Source organism: Sorangium sp. So ce887, from assembly GCF_051521455.1.
Lineage (GTDB): Bacteria > Myxococcota_A > Polyangia > Polyangiales > Polyangiaceae > Sorangium.
On the sequence record NZ_CP150354.1, the window covers coordinates 8044319 to 8063493 of the forward strand.

General features: G+C 71.3%; 13 protein-coding genes and 14 tRNA genes. 5 read left to right on the top strand and 22 right to left on the bottom strand.

The features are described 5' to 3' along the window. Nucleotides 1-59: 59 nt before the first annotated feature. From WMF36_RS29675 to WMF36_RS29775, 21 genes are all read right to left on the bottom strand, one after another. Complete coding sequence (locus WMF36_RS29675; protein WP_437574145.1) at nucleotides 60-2225, bottom strand: protein kinase domain-containing protein; 2166 nt, start codon at nucleotides 2223-2225, stop codon at nucleotides 60-62. A gap of 115 nt (nucleotides 2226-2340) precedes the next feature. Further along, nucleotides 2341-2859 carry an HNH endonuclease gene (locus WMF36_RS29680; protein WP_437574146.1) on the bottom strand — a complete coding sequence of 173 codons (519 nt, stop codon included), beginning with the start codon at nucleotides 2857-2859 and terminating at the stop codon, nucleotides 2341-2343. A gap of 60 nt (nucleotides 2860-2919) precedes the next feature. Beyond that, nucleotides 2920-2992 (bottom strand) — tRNA-Leu (locus WMF36_RS29685). A gap of 4 nt (nucleotides 2993-2996) precedes the next feature. Next, a tRNA-Leu gene (locus tag WMF36_RS29690) sits at nucleotides 2997-3078 on the bottom strand. 15 nt (nucleotides 3079-3093) lie between these two features. Next, a tRNA-Pro gene (locus tag WMF36_RS29695) sits at nucleotides 3094-3167 on the bottom strand. Nucleotides 3168-3211: 44 nt separating this feature from the next. Beyond that, nucleotides 3212-3285, bottom strand: a tRNA-Pro gene (locus WMF36_RS29700). An 86-nt stretch (nucleotides 3286-3371) separates the two neighbouring features. Further along, nucleotides 3372-3445 (bottom strand) — tRNA-Glu (locus tag WMF36_RS29705). A gap of 97 nt (nucleotides 3446-3542) precedes the next feature. Then, nucleotides 3543-3616, bottom strand: a tRNA-Gly gene (locus tag WMF36_RS29710). A gap of 167 nt (nucleotides 3617-3783) precedes the next feature. Then, nucleotides 3784-3855, bottom strand: a tRNA-Ala gene (locus WMF36_RS29715). A 168-nt stretch (nucleotides 3856-4023) separates the two neighbouring features. Next, nucleotides 4024-4095, bottom strand: a tRNA-Asp gene (locus WMF36_RS29720). Nucleotides 4096-4102: 7 nt separating this feature from the next. Continuing rightward, nucleotides 4103-4223: transfer RNA gene (locus WMF36_RS29725), tRNA-OTHER, on the bottom strand. A 75-nt stretch (nucleotides 4224-4298) separates the two neighbouring features. Beyond that, nucleotides 4299-4370, bottom strand: a tRNA-Arg gene (locus tag WMF36_RS29730). An 85-nt stretch (nucleotides 4371-4455) separates the two neighbouring features. After that, a complete protein-coding gene (locus WMF36_RS29735; protein WP_437574147.1) occupies nucleotides 4456-6135 on the bottom strand; it encodes a TROVE domain-containing protein in 1680 nt (559 codons plus the stop codon). Nucleotides 6136-6232: 97 nt separating this feature from the next. Further along, a tRNA-His gene (locus WMF36_RS29740) sits at nucleotides 6233-6307 on the bottom strand. A gap of 12 nt (nucleotides 6308-6319) precedes the next feature. After that, nucleotides 6320-6392 (bottom strand) — tRNA-Pro (locus WMF36_RS29745). 103 nt (nucleotides 6393-6495) lie between these two features. Continuing rightward, nucleotides 6496-6567 (bottom strand) — tRNA-Asn (locus WMF36_RS29750). A gap of 153 nt (nucleotides 6568-6720) precedes the next feature. Continuing rightward, nucleotides 6721-6794: transfer RNA gene (locus WMF36_RS29755), tRNA-Lys, on the bottom strand. Between the two features lie 1045 nt (nucleotides 6795-7839). Further along, nucleotides 7840-8913 (bottom strand): protoporphyrinogen/coproporphyrinogen oxidase, encoded by a 1074-nt coding sequence (locus tag WMF36_RS29760; protein WP_437574148.1) that lies wholly within the window; start codon nucleotides 8911-8913, stop codon nucleotides 7840-7842. Between the two features lie 242 nt (nucleotides 8914-9155). Continuing rightward, nucleotides 9156-9569 (bottom strand): hypothetical protein, encoded by a 414-nt coding sequence (locus WMF36_RS29765; RefSeq protein WP_044986386.1) that lies wholly within the window; start codon nucleotides 9567-9569, stop codon nucleotides 9156-9158. 146 nt (nucleotides 9570-9715) lie between these two features. Next, on the bottom strand, nucleotides 9716-11194 hold the full coding sequence (locus WMF36_RS29770; protein WP_437574149.1) for a hypothetical protein: 1479 nt from the start codon (nucleotides 11192-11194) through the stop codon (nucleotides 9716-9718). Nucleotides 11195-11400: 206 nt separating this feature from the next. Beyond that, entirely contained in the window at nucleotides 11401-13059 is a 1659-nt protein-coding gene (locus WMF36_RS29775) for a Ppx/GppA phosphatase family protein (protein WP_437574150.1), read from the bottom strand. 50 nt (nucleotides 13060-13109) lie between these two features. Here WMF36_RS29775 and WMF36_RS29780 point away from each other — a divergent pair, with 50 nt between their 5' ends. The 4 genes from WMF36_RS29780 to WMF36_RS29795 all read left to right on the top strand — a co-directional run bounded on the left by WMF36_RS29780 (nucleotide 13110) and on the right by WMF36_RS29795 (nucleotide 16956). Further along, complete coding sequence (locus WMF36_RS29780; RefSeq protein WP_437574151.1) at nucleotides 13110-13730, top strand: hypothetical protein; 621 nt, start codon at nucleotides 13110-13112, stop codon at nucleotides 13728-13730. After that, entirely contained in the window at nucleotides 13727-13990 is a 264-nt protein-coding gene (locus WMF36_RS29785; protein ID WP_437574152.1) for a hypothetical protein, read from the top strand. Before WMF36_RS29780 ends, WMF36_RS29785 begins: the two co-directional genes overlap by 4 nt. 39 nt (nucleotides 13991-14029) lie before the next feature. Continuing rightward, a complete protein-coding gene (locus tag WMF36_RS29790) occupies nucleotides 14030-14206 on the top strand; it encodes a hypothetical protein (protein WP_437574153.1) in 177 nt (58 codons plus the stop codon). 458 nt (nucleotides 14207-14664) lie between these two features. Then, nucleotides 14665-16956, top strand: a complete 2292-nt coding sequence (locus tag WMF36_RS29795; protein ID WP_437574154.1) for a hypothetical protein — start codon at nucleotides 14665-14667, stop codon at nucleotides 16954-16956. Nucleotides 16957-17060: 104 nt separating this feature from the next. On the opposite strand, the gene WMF36_RS29800 is transcribed toward WMF36_RS29795, so the two are convergent. Further along, complete coding sequence (locus WMF36_RS29800; RefSeq protein WP_437574155.1) at nucleotides 17061-17864, bottom strand: class I SAM-dependent methyltransferase; 804 nt, start codon at nucleotides 17862-17864, stop codon at nucleotides 17061-17063. 342 nt (nucleotides 17865-18206) lie between these two features. Between WMF36_RS29800 and WMF36_RS29805 the strand changes: the two genes are divergently transcribed. Further along, nucleotides 18207-19154, top strand: a complete 948-nt coding sequence (locus tag WMF36_RS29805; protein ID WP_437574156.1) for an aldo/keto reductase — start codon at nucleotides 18207-18209, stop codon at nucleotides 19152-19154. Nucleotides 19155-19175 lie beyond the last annotated feature (21 nt).

Consider the following 19175-nt stretch of genomic DNA (forward strand, 5'->3'; position numbering starts at 1 on the left):
AGCGCGGGGCTCGTGCGCGCGGCGCGGGCCCCGCCTCCCCTCGTCCGCTCTGCGAGCGGCTATATCGTCGTATCGCGCGGCAACGGCGGGAGAGGCGCCCGCGGCGACGTCGAGTCCATCGGGGGCTCGGCCGGCGGCGTCGCGATCTCCTCCTTCTCTTCCTGTGCAGGCGCCGCGTCCCCGTCCCGAGGAGGATCTGGCTGCGGCTGCGCCCTCTGCCGCCTCGCCTCCCACTCCTCGCGCTGCCGCTCCAGGTCGTCGATCCGGTCGGAGGCCTCGTCGAGCTTGCGCTCCAGCCAGCCCACGCGCGCGGATTCACGCCTCAGCTCCGAGAGCGCCGCCCTGAGCTCGTGATCTCTCGAGCGGAGGGCGGCCCTCACCCGCTCGCGCTCGCTCTCGGCTTGCTCGATCCGCGCCGACAGGCGCTCGCGGTCGATCTCGAGCCCGGCGATCTCGTGCTCCATGGCGCTCTTCGACTGCTCGTAGCGCACATCGGCCTCGGCCTTCGCGGCCGACGCGGCGTGGGCCGCGCGCCTCGCCCGGAGCTCGGCGTGCTCGGCCAGGCGCTTCGCCTCGTTCATCGACTCCTTGGCGGAGTTGGCGCTCTTCGCGTCGTCGCTCGCCCGCATCGCCAGGGCGAGCGCCTCCTCGGTCGCGCGCTGCGCCTCGCTCATCTTCGCGAGCGCCTCCTGCGCCGAAGCGTTCGCGGCCGCCTCGAGGCGGCTGTGCTCCCTCGCGGCGCGCTCGGCGGCCTCGGCCGTCTTCCGCGCTCGCGTCGCGTGCACCCAGAACACGGTGGTCGTCGCGACCATGCCCATCAGCACGACCACGCCGAGGGCGAGGAGCCCCCGCGTGAGGCGCTCGCGGCGCGCCTCCGCCGCGACGGCGGCGTCGAGGAAGGCGCGCTCCAGAACGGTGAGATCGTCGATGTCCCGGGCCCAGGCGGACAGCTCGTGCAGCGCCTTGCCGCGAGGCAAGAGCCTCGGCGCCTTGCCGCCGACGACCCACCTCGAGAGCGCCTCGTCGAGCTCCTTCTTCGCCCGACCGAGCCGGTGGAGCGCGCTCGCCACCTCCGTCATGCGCGGCCGCGCCTCGGGCTCGAACGACAGCACCCGGTGGACGAGGGCGACGAGATCGGGCGGCGTGGAAGCGCTCATCGGGGGCGGCCATGCCCCGCTCGGCGCGTCGGGCGTCCGCCCCTCGAGCAGCTCATAGAGGATGACGCCGAGGGAGTAGACATCCGCCTTGACGTCGACGCTCCCGGAGTGGCGCTCCTGCTCCGGCGCCATGTAGCTCCTCGTCCCGAGGCCCCACACGCCCTCTTGCGTGAACGGCATCGTGGGCTGTCCCGCGCCGTCGCTGTGCGGCGCGGGCTCGATCGACGCGCGCGACCCCCGCGCCACCGCGGAGGAGGCCGCCTCGGGCGGGATCTCGACCGACGCGGGGTGGATCGCGGGCCTGCTGACGCTCACGACGGGGAGGCTCCTGAGCGCATCGTCCTCGCGCGCGTCGCTCTCTGACGTGGCGCCCGCGGCGCTCGCGGTGCCGGCCGCGAGCGCGGGGCCGTTCGTGGTGGCCACCGTCGGCGCCGGCCGCGCCGAGAGCTCGGTGCGGATCGTGGGCACGGACGCGGGCGCGATGGATCCCCTCCCCTCCAGCTCCAGCACCTCGGGGAGACCGCCCCAGAGCACCTTCGCGATGCCGAAATCGAGGATCTTGACGCGGCTGCCCCCGGGCGCGAGCTCGTCGTCGACCACCATGATGTTCTCCGGCTTCAGATCGCGGTGGACGACCTTCGACGCGTGGGCCGCGGCCATGGCCGAGGCGATCTGGTAACCGAGGCGCACGACCTGCCGCGGCCGATCCGCGGGCGGCGCCGCCTGCACCCAGTCGCGCAGCCCCCGCCCGTCGAGGTGCTCCATCACGATGTAGGGCGAGCCGTCCTCGAGCTCGCCGGAGTCAAAGACACGGACGATGCCCGGGTGGTTGATGATGTTGACGGCGATCGCCTCCTGCCGGAAGCGGGCCACGACGTCCGGCCGGCGGGCGTAGTCGCCGAGCAGCACCTTGATCGCCGCCCGCGCCCGCGTCTTCGGGTGCCGCGCCCGGAACACCCGCCCCATCCCGCCGCGGCCGAGCTCGCCCTCGATGAGCCAGCCGCGCAGGACCGCGGGGAACGGCGCGAGCTCGTCCTCGATGCGGTCGGAGGCCGGACGCATCTCCATGCCCGAGCATCCTGCACCTGCCCGCCCGGCGGCGGAAGCCCCGACGCGCGCCGGCGCGCCTGACCCCTCGACCGTGGGACGGGGGGCATGGACGCGCCGGCGCGAGGGGCTCAGGTCATCCCGCGCTCGCGCAGTAGCCTGCCCACACCTCCGGGATACGCCGCTCGCTCAGGCCCATGACGGGCGCCGGCGGCAGCCACTTCGGCTTCACCGGGGCGCGGAGCAGCTTCATGCCGGCCTGCTCCGGCGTCCGGCCCCGCTTCATCGTGTTGCACGCGTAGCAGGACGCGACGATGTTGTCCCAGACGGTCCTGCCGCCTTGCACGCGCGGGACGACGTGGTCGTAGTTGAGCTCGCGGGCCACCTTCTTCACGCCGCAGTACTGGCAGCGGAAGCCGTCGCGCAGGAGGACGTTGACCCGCGAGAACCTCACGCCGCGCTTCATCCCCAGCGTCGGCCGCTTCAGCCGCACCACCGCGGGCGCCTTGATGGAGAGCGACGGCGACCGGATGTCGTCGTCGTATTCCTCGATGACCTCCACCTTACCCAGAAAGCTCATCGTGACAGCGGTCTGCCACGAGATGACCTTATGGGGCACCATCCATGGCGTCAAAAGCAGCGTCTGCGCGGTCATGGCCCACCTCTCTAGCGTCTCTTTCTCTTCATGATGTCACTCCACGTCACGTGCGATCGGTGCCCGGGGAGGGAGTCGAACCCCCAGTAGGCTGGGTCTAAGCCAGCAGCGTTTGCCGTTTCGCCACCCGGGCAGGGTGTCACCGGTGGGACTCGAACCCACATACCCCGAAGGGCGCAGGATCTCAGCCTGCCACGTATGCCGTTCCGTCACGGTGACGTCCGCGCGCCGCGGTCTGGGTGGGAGGATTCGAACCTCCAGCCCCCGGCTCCCCGAGCCGGTGCTCTACCAGGTTGAGCCACACCCAGAGGGTCTTCGTCGCGCGTCGCGGCGAGGCGTCGCCTCTCCGCGGTCTGGGTGGGGGGATTCGAACCCCCAGTCCCCGGCTCCCGAAGCCGGTGCTCTACCAGGTTGAGCCACACCCAGAAATATGTCGCTGAGATAGAATTGGCAGGCTCGCTCGCTCGGGCGCGGGCTCCCGAAGTAGCACGCAGGCGAGCGGAGCGGCCCGGCGTCCCCAGCGGGATTCGAACCCGCGTCTCCGGAGCGAAAATCCGGCCGCCTGAGCCTCTAGCAAGATGGGGACGTGGTCACATAGCCACGCAATAGCGACCGCCGGCCGCGGGAGATCCCGGCTCCGCGACGTCGCGGGCGCGGTCCTCTCCCGAGGCGCGGCTCGTGGCTGGAGCGGTGGAGGAGAATCGAACTCCCGTCGCGAGCTTGGCACGCTCGCACTCTACCATTGAGCTACCACCGCAGGTTCATGACGAAAAAAAGGAGGCGGGCCGCCGGGCGCCGCGCGCGCCCGCACGATGTGCGGCACGCCGGCCGGCGGCCCGCCTCGGCGACGAAACGAACGAACGGGCAAGGGGCGCTGTGGGGACGCAGGGTAAGGTGGTAACCCACGAGCTTCGGCCCGTCCGGTGGAGCGACGAGGGGTCGAACCTCGATCCCTGCCGTGCGAGGGCAGTGTTCTCCCGGTTGAACTATCACCCCGTTTCAGCGACTCGACTCTCGCGTCAGATCTTCATCGTCATCTCCTTATCCATTGGCTCCATTGGACGGCTGTCCGCCGGTTCTATTGGGTCAGGCTCGCTCTTTTTTGGAGGAGCCGGGCGTGCAGGAATCGAAGCGTTTCGCAGGAGCTCTGTAGAGCTCCCGAGGCGCCCCCGAGGAGGATCGAACTCCCCTCACCTGATCGACAATCAGGCTGCCTCACCAGATGCATACGAGGGCAACACGGCGCCGCCGGCGGGACTCGAACCCGCGACATCCTAGGTAATGATAACCGTCCTCCTTCGGCCCGGGTCGGGCAAGCGGGCGGAGAACGGTATAGGTGCTCTACCAGGCTGAGCTACAGCGGCAAGGTCGGGATCCGAGAACCGTCGTCCCTCGGCCCGGGTCGGGCAATGGGCGGACAACGGAGGGCGGGATCCCGGCGCCCCCGGCGGGACTCGAACCCGCATCGACCGGCTTCGTAGGCCGGCCCCTATCCATTCGGGCTCGGGGGCAGCTCCTGGGAGCGGAACGCTGGAGTCGAACCGCCCCCCGGCATCGGACGGACGGGCCGGCGGAGCCCGTCCGTCACGCTGTCTGTCACGAGGCACCCCGGGTGAAATCCGCCATCACCTGGGGGGCCGCCCCGTCGAACCCCACGACATCGAGCATGCCGGGGTCCGTCGGGTCGGCGATCGAGATGCCGGTCGACGTCATGCCGACGACGACAAGCTTCGCCGGTCGGCCCATCGCCTGCCGGTAGTCCCTGAGCGCCTGAAACGGGTGAACGCCGCCCGCCCAGGTCTCGTTGTCCGTGTAGATGACGAACGAGTCGACCTCCACCCGGTTCCGCTTCGCCCAGATCATCGGCAGAGCGCAGTCGGTGCCGCCGAAGGGAAGGCCCTCCACCGCGCGCAGCACGTCATCGAGCCGCTGCTCCGGCGAGATCGACAGCGGCAAGAGGCCGGAGACTCCCCCGCCCCACTTGCCGCCGTACCCGCCCGACGCCGCCGAGAAGCCGACCACGCTGTACTCGCGCTCGATCCTCGCCGTCGCCATGGCCATGGCCGCGCTCGCCACGCGCGGCGTCAGGCCGGGGACACCAGCGATGTTGCCGCTGGTCATGGATCCGGAGATGTCGAGCGCCAGGAGGTGCTTCTTCCTGGTCGGCTCGACCGCCCGGAACGCGAGGTAGAACGCCTCGTTCAGGGCGTCGACGATCTCGCGGACCGGGGTCCACGAGAGCGCGTTGGCGCGCCGGCGAGCGCGCTCGCCGTGGCCCTGCTCATAGACCTTGAGGGCCGAGAGCACGGCGACGGGGTGGACCCGCGCCGCGGCCAGGCGGCCGGCGTCGGTGAGCTGTTGCGCCACCCTGCGGGACGCGTCGCTCATCGGCGAGAGCACGCCGATCGCGGTCATCTTCCCCAGGTTCCGGATGAGCGCGGTCTGCGGCATGTGCTCGAGCAGCGCCTCCCAGACCGCGGGGTCGTTCTTCCACTCGGTCTGGAGCATCTCGTGCGTGAAGCGATGCTGCCGGATCAGCGCGGTGACCTGCTTCCGGTTCGTCGCCGCGCGGAGCGACTCGAACGCGCGCACCGCGTCCGGCAGCTCCCCCGGGGGCAGCGCCTTGCCGCGCACCGACTCCTTGCCGAGCGCCTCGATGCCGCCGACGATCCAGCGGTACAGGGCGTCGTGCTGCGGGGTCGGCGCGACCGGATGCGCGAGCCGCAGGAGATCGCGGTGGCTGAACCCGTCGCGCTGCTGGTACTTGATCGCCTGATACGCGACCCTGTCGACCGGCTTGCCGTTGTACCAGGCAGCGACGGCGGACCGGAGCCCGCGCCCCCACTTGCGGAAACCCTGCACGTCGCGGGCGAAGTGGAAGAGATCCGTCCCCGTGCGGCATACCTCGGGCAAGGCCGCGAGGGCAGCCTTCCGGGTCTCGAGCTTCGGGTCGGCCGAGGCCATCGCGAGCGCGAAGATCGCAGGCGCGTTCTTCGGCGCTCGCCCCGAGCCGCTGATGTCGACGATGCGCTGCACGGCGCGGGGCCCGTCCGCGGCGAGGCAGGCCTCGACGGCGCGGGCGTTCTCCACGGTGAGCTTCCGCTCGGTCGCGTAGTAGGTCCCCCCCTCCGCGCCGAGGATGAGCCAGCGGTCGAGCCTCGCCCACTCGTCGAGGGCGAAGGCGAAGCCACCGGCGCTGTTCCTCGCCTGATCGGCGCGGGCCTTGTGCCGCTGCGGGGTGACCAGCGCGGCAAAGTGCTTCAGATAATTGGCCATGACATCACCTCCGGCCCGAGAGCCCGGGCAAAAGAGGACGGATAAGCGGCGCGCTCGGAGGATCTACCAAAGATAACCGAGCGCAATCGACCCGTCCTGGGTGGGCGTACGGGGATCGAACCCGCCTTCGCAGGGTCACAACCTGCCCTCTTCACCAGAAGAGTAACACCCACGCAAACTATCGTCGGGATGGCCGGATTCGAACCGGCGGATCTCCTCACCCCAGATGAGGCGCCTTTCCACTGGGCTACATCCCGGAGCGCCTGCCCACGGCAGGCGCCCACGGCCCCCGGGCCCGGAGGCGAGCCCGAGCCTCGCGTGAACGAGGCGGGCCCTGCCCTCCGAGCGCCGGGGGCGCGGCTCCGGCGGGAGGGATCGAACCTCCAACCCTCCGCTTAACAGGCGGACGCTCTACCATTGAGCTACACCGGAACATGGAGGCGCAGCGCGCCTCCATCTACATTGTACATCCTGGTTGTCACAGAACGAGCGACCCCTCCGCAGAGGGATCCACGAGAGCGCATCGACGATCTCTGCGCTCTCACGCCGCGCGCGCCGGCATTTCACGCCGAGCGGTGCGCCGGGTGGACCCGAGAGGAATCGAACCTCCAGCCGTCCGCTTAAGAAGCGGCTGCTCTATCCAGTTGAGCTACGGGTCCGCACGGAGGGCGCACCTCCGCATCGCCTGCCACGCCGGCAGGCCATCATCCTCTGAAGAGCTCGAACCTCCGCGTCGAAAGAGCGGATGATCTACAGCCGCTCGGGCCACCCCTCGCCCGGAGCGGGCGTACACGAATCCCGATCGCGCCCCCGCGAGCGCGCGCCATGTCCCCCGAACGTCATTCGTTATCGATTCGAATGCTTCCAGCGCATTCTCTACCGCGCCTCCTTTCCATGGGCGCAATTCCCCCCACAGCGCGCGACGACCTCGCGCGCGTTGCAAGCAAGACAATCCCTCTCGTCAACGAGCCTGCAGCCCGCACCCCACAGCGGACCCGAAGCCCACAAGGGAGCCACGGCCCACAGCGGGCCTGTAGCCCACAACGGGCCTCCAGCTCACGAGCCCCAAAACGCCGAAGGCCGCCTGGGTTTCCCGAGGCGGCCTTCGCGAACGTCGTGGATCGACGCGTGCTTAGCTGCCTCTAGGCGCTATTCTCCGGGTTACCGAGCTTCCGCGACGGGCGGAGGCCGCAGGAGTGTCCGGGGTCGTGCGCCAAGGAATCGCCACCCAGCAGATGCTCCCATGCCACGATCGCTTCAGGCGTTCCCACCTTTGGCTGGCTGGCGATGAGCTGCATGTTGTCGCGGCGGCTGAACATAACGAATCCTTCTTGTGCCGAATGAGTACTCCCCTTGGACGGGCTGTGCAACCGAAAAGTTCCTCGAGTCGATTCATTTTTTTTCGCCGCCGTCGATACCTGGGCTCTCCGGGCTCCGACGCGGGTCAGCGCAATCGGGGAATCCCGCGGTTTTCCGGAGGTTTGCCCGGCATATGCCGAGGGCGGCGGCGGGCCCGATCACCAGGCATCATGGGAAGGAGGCGGCGGAACGTGGCTGCGCGGAGAACGCCTCGTGCCTTATCGGGCGCCGGCCTCGAGCCGGACGAAGCGTCCGGAAGACCGGAGCGCGCTCGAGGCCATGAGCCCTCTCCGACTCGGCGCCTCGCACGCGCCCCGTCACGTCGCTACAGCGCGCGACAGGGTACTACAGGGCGCCGGCGCGCCCCGCGGCCGCCTCGGCGGAGCGCACGGCCGCGTCGATCCCGGAGCCGTGGAACGCCGAGCCGGCGAGGAGCACGCCGCTGCCGGCGAGCGCCTGCTCGGTCTCCCGGACCCGCGCCGCGTGGGCGGGCGTGGAGACCGGGAGCGCGCTCGACCAGCGCGAGACCCACGCGCGCTCGAAGGGCCCGCGCACGGGCAGCACGCGCGCGAGCGAGGCCTCGGCGCGGGCCGCCCATGCGCCGTCGTTCATCTGCTCGAGATCCGCCGGCTCGGGGCGGAAGAAGAGGCGAAGCGCGACATGGCCGGCGGGGGCGCGATCGGCGAACTTCGAGGTCGTGAACGTGCACGCGCGGAAGCCGTGCGCCTGGTGCCCCGCGGCGACGACGAAGCCGGTGCCGTCGAGCGGGTGCTCGATCGCGGCGCGCGGGTAGGCCAGCGACACGGTCACGCTGGAGAGCGTCTCGGCGTCGCGGAGCGCCCGCGCCGGCTCGCCGAGCAGCGCGGCCGCGCCGGCGGCGTGGGTCGCGAGCACCACGACGTCGGCGTCGACCTCGACCCCGCCGGCGAGCGCGAGCCGGAAGCCGCCGGCCGCCCGCTCGAGCGAGACGGTCGCGGCGGAGGTGCGCACGTCGACGCGCCCGTCGCTCGCGAGCGCGCGCGCGAGCGTCTCGGTCAGCTGCGCCATCCCGAGGCGAAAGGTCCGGATCCCCTTGCCGAGCTCGTCGCGCGGCACCTGGAAGCCGAGGAACGCCGCCGCCTCGCCCGGCGCGAGCTCCCGCAGCGCGGCGCCGTCGAAGCCGAACGACCTGTGCGTCTCCTGACCGACGAGATCGCCGGCGATGCCGAGCGCGTCCGCCAGCGCGGGGACCGCCTCGCTCCGCGCGATGAACCCCTCGGCGCCGTGCTCCACCACGAAGCCAGAGGTCCGCTCGGTCCAGAGCTGCCCGCCGATCCGCGGCGCCGCCTCGACGAGCGTCACCCGGTCGCCCGCCGCCGCTCGCCTGAACGCGACGATGCACCCGGCCAGACCGCCTCCGACGATGGCGATGCGTCGCATCGCACCCCTATACCACGACGCAGCGCCACGAGAGGCACGCTCGGCCGCGACCCCATGGAGGTCGATTGGCCCCGATCGCGCTCTTCAGGGCCGCTCCACAACGTGGCTGTGGTGCCCGGCGTGCCCGGCGCGGCGTCAGCCGGGCCAGCCTCATCGCCGACCCGTTCCCCCTCCGTGCCGGCGCGCGATCGGCCGCGCTGCTCTCCTCGACGGTCCGCTCACCGTCGGTGTTCGCTGGCGCCTCAGCCGAGCTGCGACAGGAACTTCCTGAGCTGCTGCGCTTCCACCATCGTCATCACCGGGACGAGCCAGGCCTCGAGCGAGGTGGTGTCGCGAAACGCCTTTCGGCTCGAGTTGTGCGCGTCCCGGATGAGCCGCTCGACCTGAAGACCCAGGATCGCGTTCGCCACCGGCAGCAGGTAGGCCGTCCGATGCACCGTCGCGTTCTGGACGCGCATCATCTCCAGGAACTTCTCCGCGCTCTCGGGCGCGAGCACGTCGACCTGGAGCAGCTCGATGCACACCACAGCCCCGTGCCGGTTCTGGGTCACGATGCCCTGGATCCTGGCGATGCACGCGTCGACCTCACCAGCCGGGAGCGGTGAGGCGAGCCTCACCTCGATGAGACGACCGGCTCTGTTGTCAACGGAGTACATGAGCGAAATTAAACGTACCGTAGACGTCCGAGCCCGAGCGCGTCAATGAACGGCGAATTCGTGCGGTACGGCCCCGTACGCGCGCCCACGCCAATGGCGCTTTGTCTGCGGCCGCCTCCAGAGGACAAAACCGCCCGAGACGGCGCTCACGCGTCGGACGAGAAGATCACCTTCCCGGGGCGCGCCTCGTCCTCGGAGGCCGCCTCCCGCTCGGCCTCGATGGCCTTCGCCTCGGTCTCCAGATCGGGAAACCGGTACCGGATCCCCTCGCCCGCCTCGAGATCGACGTCGCCCCCGAGCGCGACCACCTCGCGGGTGATCTCCTCCGAGCGCGGCGCCTCCCCCGCCGCGTCCTGCCAGGCCCGCTGGAGCACGGCCTCCGTGATCGGCTCCCGGCCCTGCCTGGCGCCGATGCGGGTGAGGATCGCTTGCAGCACCGCCCGCCGGGCGTTCCGCCGGGCGAGCCGCCGCCGCTTCAGCGGGCGCAGGAGCGCGCGGCCGAGCGGCAGCGCGAAGAGCGCGAGCGAGAAGACGAGCGGCACCACCCCGAGGGCCACCGCCGTCCCCGTGGCCGGCAGCTCCGCCATCGGCACCCCGCGGGCCAGGAGTCCGAGGTTGTCCAGCGTGAGGTTCGCCCCGAGGGCGTAGAGGCTCATCAGCAGGTTGAACCCGTTGAGCGCCACGATGAGCGCGTTCGCCCCCGGGCCGTTCCCGGTGAGCGGCGGCAGCTCCTCACGCTTCGCCCAGACGGGCGCCGGCGCCCGCGACGGCGCCTCGGCCGCCGTCCGCCGGATCGCCTCGAACCGGTAGACGATGCCTCCCTCCTCCGACACGTCGACCGTGCCGTCGTAGTCGAGCATCAGCCGCGCCATCAGCGGGTCCGCCTCATCGCGCGACAGCCCCGTCACGCGCATCACATCGGCGAGCCCGATCCGGCCCCGCTGCGCCCGGATCTCGGCCAGGATGAGCTTCTCGTTCTCCAGCGGATCGGGCGGCGCCGGCGTCGGTCCGAAGAAGAACCGGTTCACCTTCTCGTAGAACGGCGTCTCGTCCCGGCGCTGCCCGAACGCCCCGCGGCGGCCGTGCGACGAGGACCACGGCGGATCGGCCGTCCACACGAACGGCGAGAACGGGTGGAACGTCCAGAAGATCGCGTCGAAGATCATCCGGAAGAGGAAGTAGCCCGCGAACGATCCGGAGAAGCTGCCGTGATCGCGCGAGTCGCTGCTCGAGCGGGCGAACAGCTGGGCGAGCAGGATCCCGACGAAGATCACGACGTACGCGATCAGGACGATCGCGATCCACGCGCGCACGACGAAGCGGGCCACGCCGGCGGCGCCGCGGAGGACGGCCCCGAGCGCGCGCTCGAGCCGCGTGCGGGTCTCCCACGGCTTGGTGAAGCCGTGCGGGAAGCGGAAGAGCAGCTCGCCTTCGGACGTCGCCTTGAGGTGCCCGCGGTACTCGCTGACGAGCAGGTGCAGGCCGCTCTCGGCGTCGCGCAGCGGCAGGCCGCTCCTGGCCGAGGCGTCGGCGAGCGTCAGATCGCCGGTGTGCCCGCGCAGGGCGGACTCCAAGATGCCGGCGGCGCGGCGGGCCTCCATCAGCTTTGGAGATTTCAGCGTCAACGGTCGCTCGCCCCTCGTTCCGCGGCGGCGCAGCCGCCCTCGCTCGCGGCACCGCCGCGACCGCTGGCACGGCGTCGCCGCGCTCGTTTCCGGAGGCACAACTTCCCCCGTGCTGACCTACATGGTGACGCGCAGGGTTCCGCGCAAAGGTCGCGGCGATTTTTTTCGCGCGCCATCCGCCCACGTTCGCGGCGGTTCCCGTCGCGTCAGCCGCCCGCGGTCGCGGCGGCCGGGGGCGGGAGCGATCTCGGCGTGGCGTCGACCATCCGCACATCGAGGCCGAGCGCGTCGCGCAGCATCCCCGCCTTCGCGACGACCGTCCACTCCTCGAGCGCTCGGTCCTCCGCGCCCTGCACCTCGAGCACCAGCGTGTCGTCCTCGATGCGGCCGCTCACGTCCACGACCTTGGCCCGATGCTCGCGATCGAGCGCGTCGGCGATGCGGAGGATCGACGCCATCGCCTTGACCTTGGCGCGCGCGTCGCGCGAGAGCGCGCGGAAGTTGTCGTGGTCCATGCTGGGCGGCGACTTCCTGTGGTAGCGCGCGATGTTCGCGACGATCGCGCGCTCCTCCGGGGTCAGGCCCATGAGGTCGCTGTGGACGATGATGTAATAGCTGTGCTTGTGGTGCCCCTCGTAGCGGACGAAGTCGCCGATGTCGTGGAGCAGGGCCGCCGCGCGCAGCAGGATCCGGTCGCGCTGGCCGAGGCGGTGGCGCGGCGCGAGGTCGTCGAAGAGCCGCTCGGCGAAGCGGGCCACGAGCGCGCCGTGCTGCTCGTCGAAGTGGTAGCGGCGGCCGAGCCGGGTGCAGGCGTCGCTGACGGCGGCGGCCTCACCGCGGAAGTCGGGCCCGAGGAAGTGCGCGTGGGCGAGGTCGACGAGCACGCCCTCCTTCAGCCCGACGCCGGGCGCGACGATGAGCGGCTGCGCGAACGTCCGGACGATGCGGGTCAGGATCGTCGCGGCGGGGACGATGGTGTCGGCGCGGTCCGGGCGCAGGCCGTAGATCTGCGCGCGCTCCTCGGGCGTCTTCGACGCCAGGTCGTCGAGCAGGCGGGACATCGCGGCCACGTCGATCGCCCGCCCCTCCACGGGCGCGCCCGGCATGGGGCAGAGGTCCGCGAGCGTCTCGATGTTGCCGCCCGTACCGACGAGCAGATCGACCCCCGAGCCCTCGCCGAGCAGCTCCACGATCTCGCGCGTGGCGTCGGCCATGACGCGGTCGACGTACTCCTCGACGAGCCGCCGGTGCCCCGCGTCGACCGGGCGGCGATCCTCGAGGAAGGCCTCGACCATCCGCACCGTCCCCACGGGGAGCGAGCGCGAGAAGACCGCCCCGCGGCCGCGCAGCAGCGTGAGCTCGGTGGAGCCGCCGCCGATGTCGATCAGCAGCGCGGTCCGCTCGCCGAGCGGGACGCGCTCGCAGACGGCGAGCTGGACGAGGCGCGCCTCCTCGACGCCCTCGATGACCTCGACGTGGACGCCGGCCTCACGCGCAGCGCGCTCGACGAAGAGGTCGCCGTTCTGGGCCTCGCGCGCGGCGCTCGTCGCCACGGCGCGGTAACGGTCGACCTTGGCCGCGTCCATCGCCGTCCGGAAGCGCCGGAGCGCCTCGCAGGCGGCGCCGATCACCCCCGACTCGAGCCGGCCCTTCGTGAACACGTCGTGCCCGAGGCGCACGGGCGCGCGATCCGCGTGGACGTCGCGGAACGGGTGGAAGCGCGGCGCGTCATGCGCCCCGGACGAGCCCCCGGCGAGCGCCGGCTCCCGGCCGGCGCCGAACGCCCCGAGCGCAGGAGGATCGACGTCGACGATGCGCAGCCGAATGGCGTTGGATCCGATATCGATCGCAGCGAGCCGCGCCATGTCGGGAGAAGTAGCGAAGCTCCGGGCTGTTGGCTACTCTCATGCCGCTCATGTGGAGGAAGCTTCAACGCGGGTCGGGGGCCCACCATCTCGGTCCCCTTCAGCATCGGTCTTCAGAGCGCGCGCTCGCGCCCGGGTCTGCCCGGGGCGCGCCCCGTCTCCTCGGCCGGGCGCGCGAGGCGGCGCGCGCCGCGCTCGGGATCGCGGCCGCGGCGCTCGCGCTCGCCGGCTGCGGCGGCGGCGAGGCGCGCGCGCCGAACCCGCTGCGCTCCCTCGACGAGCGCCGGGCGATCGAGGTGATCCGCCGGGCGATGGTGCAGGAGGGCGCGAAACCGGTGCTCGGGCGCCAGATCGATCTCGTGAGCGGGGCCAAGGTCCGCATCGACGTCGGCGTGCAGAGCCGCTCGTACGGCGTCGTCTACGTGACCGAGGAGGACGCCCAGGCGCTCGGCGCCGCGATCCCGCCGCCGAACGGCCGGGACGAGAAGCTGCGCATCGTCCGCGGCGGGCCGGACGGGGCCATCCGCATCGTCCTCCTCTACCAGCAGAACTACCTCTACGACGATCTCGTCGGCGAGTCGCACGAGCGCACGACGATCACCGCCGAGCGCGAGCTGACGCGCGACGTGCAGGACTTCATCACCTACGCGCGGACGCAGAAGTTCCAGTGAGCGCGCGCCAGCAGGACGAGGGCCCGCGCCGACCCGCGCGCCGCCGGGGACAGCCGACAGCGACCGAGGACCGCGCGCGCCGCGCGCTCGGCGGCGGGGGGTTGCTCCTCGTGGCCGGGCTCGCGCTGGTCGGCGTCGGGCCGTCGGACGCCGGCATGGCGCTCACGGTGCTCGCGCTCGTCGTGCTCGTCTACGGCATCCACAGCTTCGGCCGGCTGGGGCCGGAGCATGACGAGCGGGCGCGGCTTCCGTCGCGTTGAGGCTTGCGGCGCGCTGCGCCTTCGAGCATATCCGCCGCCATGTATCGCCCTACGCGCCAGCACCAGCACCTCACCCTCAAAGTCGCCCAGAAGCAGGAGAGGAGCGCCCAGAGCTCCCGCAAGCCCGGCCGCAAGACCAAGCGCTGGAGCAAGTTCCTCGCGCAGTACGCGCCGATCGTCGCTGGCGCCGAGACGGCCGCCCCCGCCGAGAGCTGAGCTCCGACGCTGGCCGACGGCGCCCCCTCGGCGCCCGGCCTTCTTATTTTCCGCTTTCTTCAATTTTACAACCTCATGACCGACCGGCGCGAGCCGCGTCCGCTCCGGGCGACGGCCGCGCCGTGTTCGTTCCAGGGGACGGCCGCGCCGTCTTCGCTCCGGGCGATGGCTGCGCGGCCCCTGCGCCACGCCGCGACCGCGCCGCCCTCCCTGTGCTTCCTGCATTTTTCGTGATGGCGTCGCGCTCCTCTCGCCACACAGCCAAGAGAACGCCCCCTCTCCGCGTCTGACTCGCGATCGCCAGGCGGCCTGTCATCCACCCCGCGCGAGACAGGCGCGCCGGCGCAGCGCGCGCGCGCCGTGTGCGACGCGCGAAGGGCCCACTCCATCTCTCGCGCAAGGAAGGATCCATGGCCGATCGCCCTCCGTCCCGCGCTGCCCGCGCAGCCGCGTTGCTCATGAGCTCTCTCGTCGTGGGCGGGACATCGCTCATCTCGGGGTGCCTGAGCCGCCCCATCGCCCATCAAGATACGCGCACGACTGGCACCGTCGTCGAGCGGCTCCCGCAGCGCGTCGACAAGATCGATCTCCTCCTGACCATCGACAACTCGGCGTCGATGAAGGACAAGCAGGACATCCTCGCGCTGGCCGTGCCCGACCTCGTGAGGCGCCTGGTCGACCCCCGGTGCATCAATCCGCTGGAGCCCACGGAATCATCCCCGCCGATGAACGGCAGCTGCCCGAGCGGCACGGAGCGCGAGTTCGAGCCCGTCCTCGACATCCACATCGGGATCATCAGCACGAGCCTCGGCGACCACGGCGCGGCGGGCCCGTGTAAGGCGGAGGGGAATAACTTCTCCAACAACGACAAGGGGCACCTCATCACCAGGAGCGACACGGACAACGACAACGAGCTGCCGACCTATCAAGACAAGGGCTTCCTCGCCTGGGACCCGGAGCAGAAGCTGACCCCAGCGGGCGAGTCCATCCTCGACGACGGCCAGGGTGGCGGCCTCGTGCCGACGCTGGCGAACATGGTCAGAGGCGTGGGCGACGTCGGGTGCGGCTACGAGTCGCAGCTGGAGAGCTGGTACCGGTTCCTCGCGGATCCTGCGCCCCACGATAAGATCGTGGTGGAGAAGGACAACGCGGTGCGGGAAGGGCTGGACACGACGTTGCTGGCGCAGCGCAAGGCGTTCCTCCGACCCGACTCGCTCCTCGCGATCATCATGCTGTCGGACGAGAACGACTGTTCCATCCGCGAGGGCGGGACGGCCTTCTGGGTAGCGAGGTCGAGCCGGATGCCCCGGCCGCGCAAGGAGTGCGAGACGAAAGGCCCAGATGACCCGTGCTGCAGGTCATGCGCGTCGGAGAGGGACGAGTGCCCGGTCGATGAGACCTGCACCGAAGGGGGCAGGATCGCGCCGCTCGACGTGAAAGAGGACGCGATCAACCTGCGCTGCTTCGACCAGAAGCGGCGGTTCGGGGCCAACCTGCTCTATCCGATCGACCGCTACACGAAGGCGCTCACGGAGGCGCAGATCGCGGATCACAAGGGCGAGCTCGTGGACAACCCGATCTTCTCGGATCTCGACCCGACCGACGAGAACAGCACGGTTCGGCCGCCGGAGCTCGTGTTCTTCGCGGGCCTCGTGGGCGTGCCCTGGCAGGACATCGCGCGCCAGAACGACGCGGGCGAGCCCGACCTCCAGAAAGGCAAAGACAAGGACGGCAACCCCGTCGGCGGCTTCAAGAGCGCCGAGGAGCTGAGCGCCCCGAACGCCGGGTTCTCGAGCACCTGGGACATCATCCTCGGCGATCCCAAGGCGCGCCGCCCTCCCGCGGACCCCCACATGATCGAGTCGCCGGCCCCCCGCGAGGGCGAGAACCCGATCACCGGGACGTGGATCGCTGGCCCGGACTCGCCGGACAACGCAAACGAGATCAACGGCCATGAGTGGAATCCCAGGACGAATCTCGGCGACCTCCAGTTCGCCTGCACCTTCCCGCTGCTCGCGCCCACGCAAGGCGGAGACTGCGCGAATGACGGGGCAGACCGGAATAACCCTCTGTGCAAGGACAACCCGGACGGCACCGACAGCGAGCTCCAGGTCTACGCGAAGGCCTATCCGGGCCTGCGGCAGCTCGAGCTCATCCGGGACCTCGGGGACCAGGGCATCGTCGGCTCGGTGTGCCCGGCGCAGCTCAAGAACTCGGGGCCGGGTGACTCCGACTTCGGCTATCGGCCGGCGATCGGCGCGATCGTCGATCGCCTGAAGACGAGGCTCGGCGGGCAGTGCCTGCCCCGCGCCCTCCAGCCGAGCGAGGCCGGACAGGTCAGCTGCCTGGTCCTCGAGGCGCGAAGCGTGAGCGACGGGCAGTGCAGCTGCGACGGGCTCGCGGCGCGGCGGAAGGTGCCCTCGGAGAACCTCGTCGCGGAGCGGATGGTGCTCGACGATCCGGTCGCGGCGGCGAACGGCTGGAACTGCGTCTGCGAGGTCGAGCAGCTCAGCCACCCGGACGAGCTCAAGGCCTGCCAGGACACGATTCCGCCGGCGCCGGTCGAGGTCGGAGGCGAGAAGGTGCACGGGTGGTGCTATGTCGACCCGCGGCTCGGCCTCGGCAAGGACGAGGTCGTCGCCAAGTGCCCGTCCACCGAGCGCCGGCAGGTCCGGTTCACCGGCGACGGTGAAGCCCGCGACGGCGCGACGCAGTTCGTCATCTGCTCCGGCGACACCGCCGACCAGTAGCGCGGCGTGGAACCGCACGGCGGCGGTGTTCACTCCGGCAGCTATGCCGGCGCATCCCGCCGATCGGGTCGCACCAGGAATGGCGAGAGAGGCTGGCGTCGAGGCTAGTTGCCGGCCGTGTGGGCGATCGCGAAGATGAGGTTCCGCTCGAGCCGGATCCCCTGCGGCGTGCGCCACGCCTCGAGCTCCCTCGCCAGCCGCTCGCGCACCTCGCGCTTCTCCTCGGCGCTCAGGTGCGAGAGGTGATTGCCGAACGAGCTCGAGCCGCTGTGCCTCAAGATCTCATCGATGTCGGCGGCGTGGTCGACGAAGGTGCGGATCTCCAGCGTGTCCACGATGAACCCGGCGCGCTGGAGCAGCGCCCGGGCCTCGTCGACCGTCAGCTTGTATGGGAGAGTGCCCTGCGCCTCTTTCCCGAGCTCGGCGAGCACCTTGCGCTGGATCGGCTCGAGCTGGTGCGGCTTCTCCCGCGATCCGGTGCTGAACCCGAGCTTGCCGCCGGGCTTCAGCACGCGCGCCGCCTCGGAGATGGCGCGCTGCTTCTGGACCTCGTTCAGCCAGTGAAGGACGCTGTTCAGGTACACGACGTCGAAGCTGCTCGTGGCGAAGGCGGAGAGATCCTCGGCGCGCCCGACCGCGGGCGTGAGGTTCGCGCGGGTCTTCTGCCGGGCGATGTCGACGCGGAGCGGGAGGGGATCGATGGCCACCACGCTGCCCTCGGCGCCGACGCTCTCGGCCACGTGCGCGGCGAGTCGGCCGGTGCCCGCCCCCACATCGAGCACGCGCTGGCCGCGCCGCACGCCCAGCGCTTCGATGAGGAGCTTGCCGTGGTTGAACTGCCGGTCGCTGCCGCGCTCGTAGGCCTGGGCGAGCTCCGGGGTATCGAGAGAAAGGCTGATCGTGGTCATGCGGGCCGCCTGAGCAGGGGGCGTGCCGGCGCCCGGTGCGGCGTGGCCAGCCGCGGGCGCAGCGAGCCGCGCCGGCGCCTCCACCGCGAGCGAGCCGCGGCCCGCGATCGCCGCTGCTCGTGGATCAGCAGCGCTGCTGCTCGGCTGCTGGGCGCCGAGCAGCTCGGACAGCGCGCTCCCAGCAGCGGCCGGGGGCGGGCCATCCCGGAGCCGGCGGGCAGCGGCACAGGGCGTGCAATCCACGTGAGCTCGAGCAGCCTGCGCATCCGCGCGCCCGGAGCCCCCGGCGGGCGACGCATGCCCGCCGGCGCAGAACCCGGCGAGATCTCTCGTGTAGAAGGAATGATTCAGATGGAGAAGAGACGGATCGGATCGCTCGACGTGTCGGTCGTGGGCCTCGGGTGCAACAACTTCGGCGGTCGCATCGACGAGCAGCGGACGGCGGCGGTGGTCGACGCGGCGCTCGACGCGGGCATCAACTTCTTCGACACGGCCGACATCTACGGCGGTACGCGCAGCGAGGAGCTGCTCGGCCGGGCGCTCGGCGGCCGGCGCAGCCAGGTGATCATCGCGACAAAGTTCGGCCTCCCGCTCGACGACGAGCGCAAGGGCGGCGCGAAGCCGGCGTACATCCAGCGCGCCGTGGAGGACAGCCTGCGGCGGCTCGGCACCGACTGGATCGACCTCTACCAGATCCACCGCTCGGACCCCGAGACGCCGATCGGCGACACCCTGGAGGCGCTCGACGCGCTGGTCCGCGCCGGCAAGGTGCGCGAGATCGGCAACTCGAACTTCTCGGCCTCCCAGCTGCGCGGCGCCGAGGAGGCCACCCGCCCGGGAGCGGCGCGCTTCGTGAGCGTCCAGAACGAGTACAGCCTGCTCCAGCGCGAGCCCGAGCGGGAGGTGCTGGCGGAGAGCGAGCGCCTCGGGCTCACCTTCCTGCCGTACTTCCCGCTCGCTAGCGGGCTGCTCTCCGGGAAGTACCTCCCCGACCGCCCCGCCCCCGCGGGCGCCCGGCTCTCGGCGCCCGACGACCGGCTGACCGCCCGCTTCCTGACCGAGCAGAACCGCAGCGCCGCCGCGGCGCTCGCCGCTTTCGCGTCGTCCCGGGGCCACACACTGCTGGAGCTGGCCTTCTCGTGGCTCGCCGGCCGGCCGACCGTCGCCTCCGTGATCGCCGGCGCGACGTCGCCGGAGCAGGTGCGCGCCAACGCCGCGGCCGTGAGCTGGCGGCTGACCGCCGACGACCTCCAGCAGCTCGATCGCCTCGCGCCACCGCCGGCGGGCTGATGGATCTGCCCTGCCGCGCGT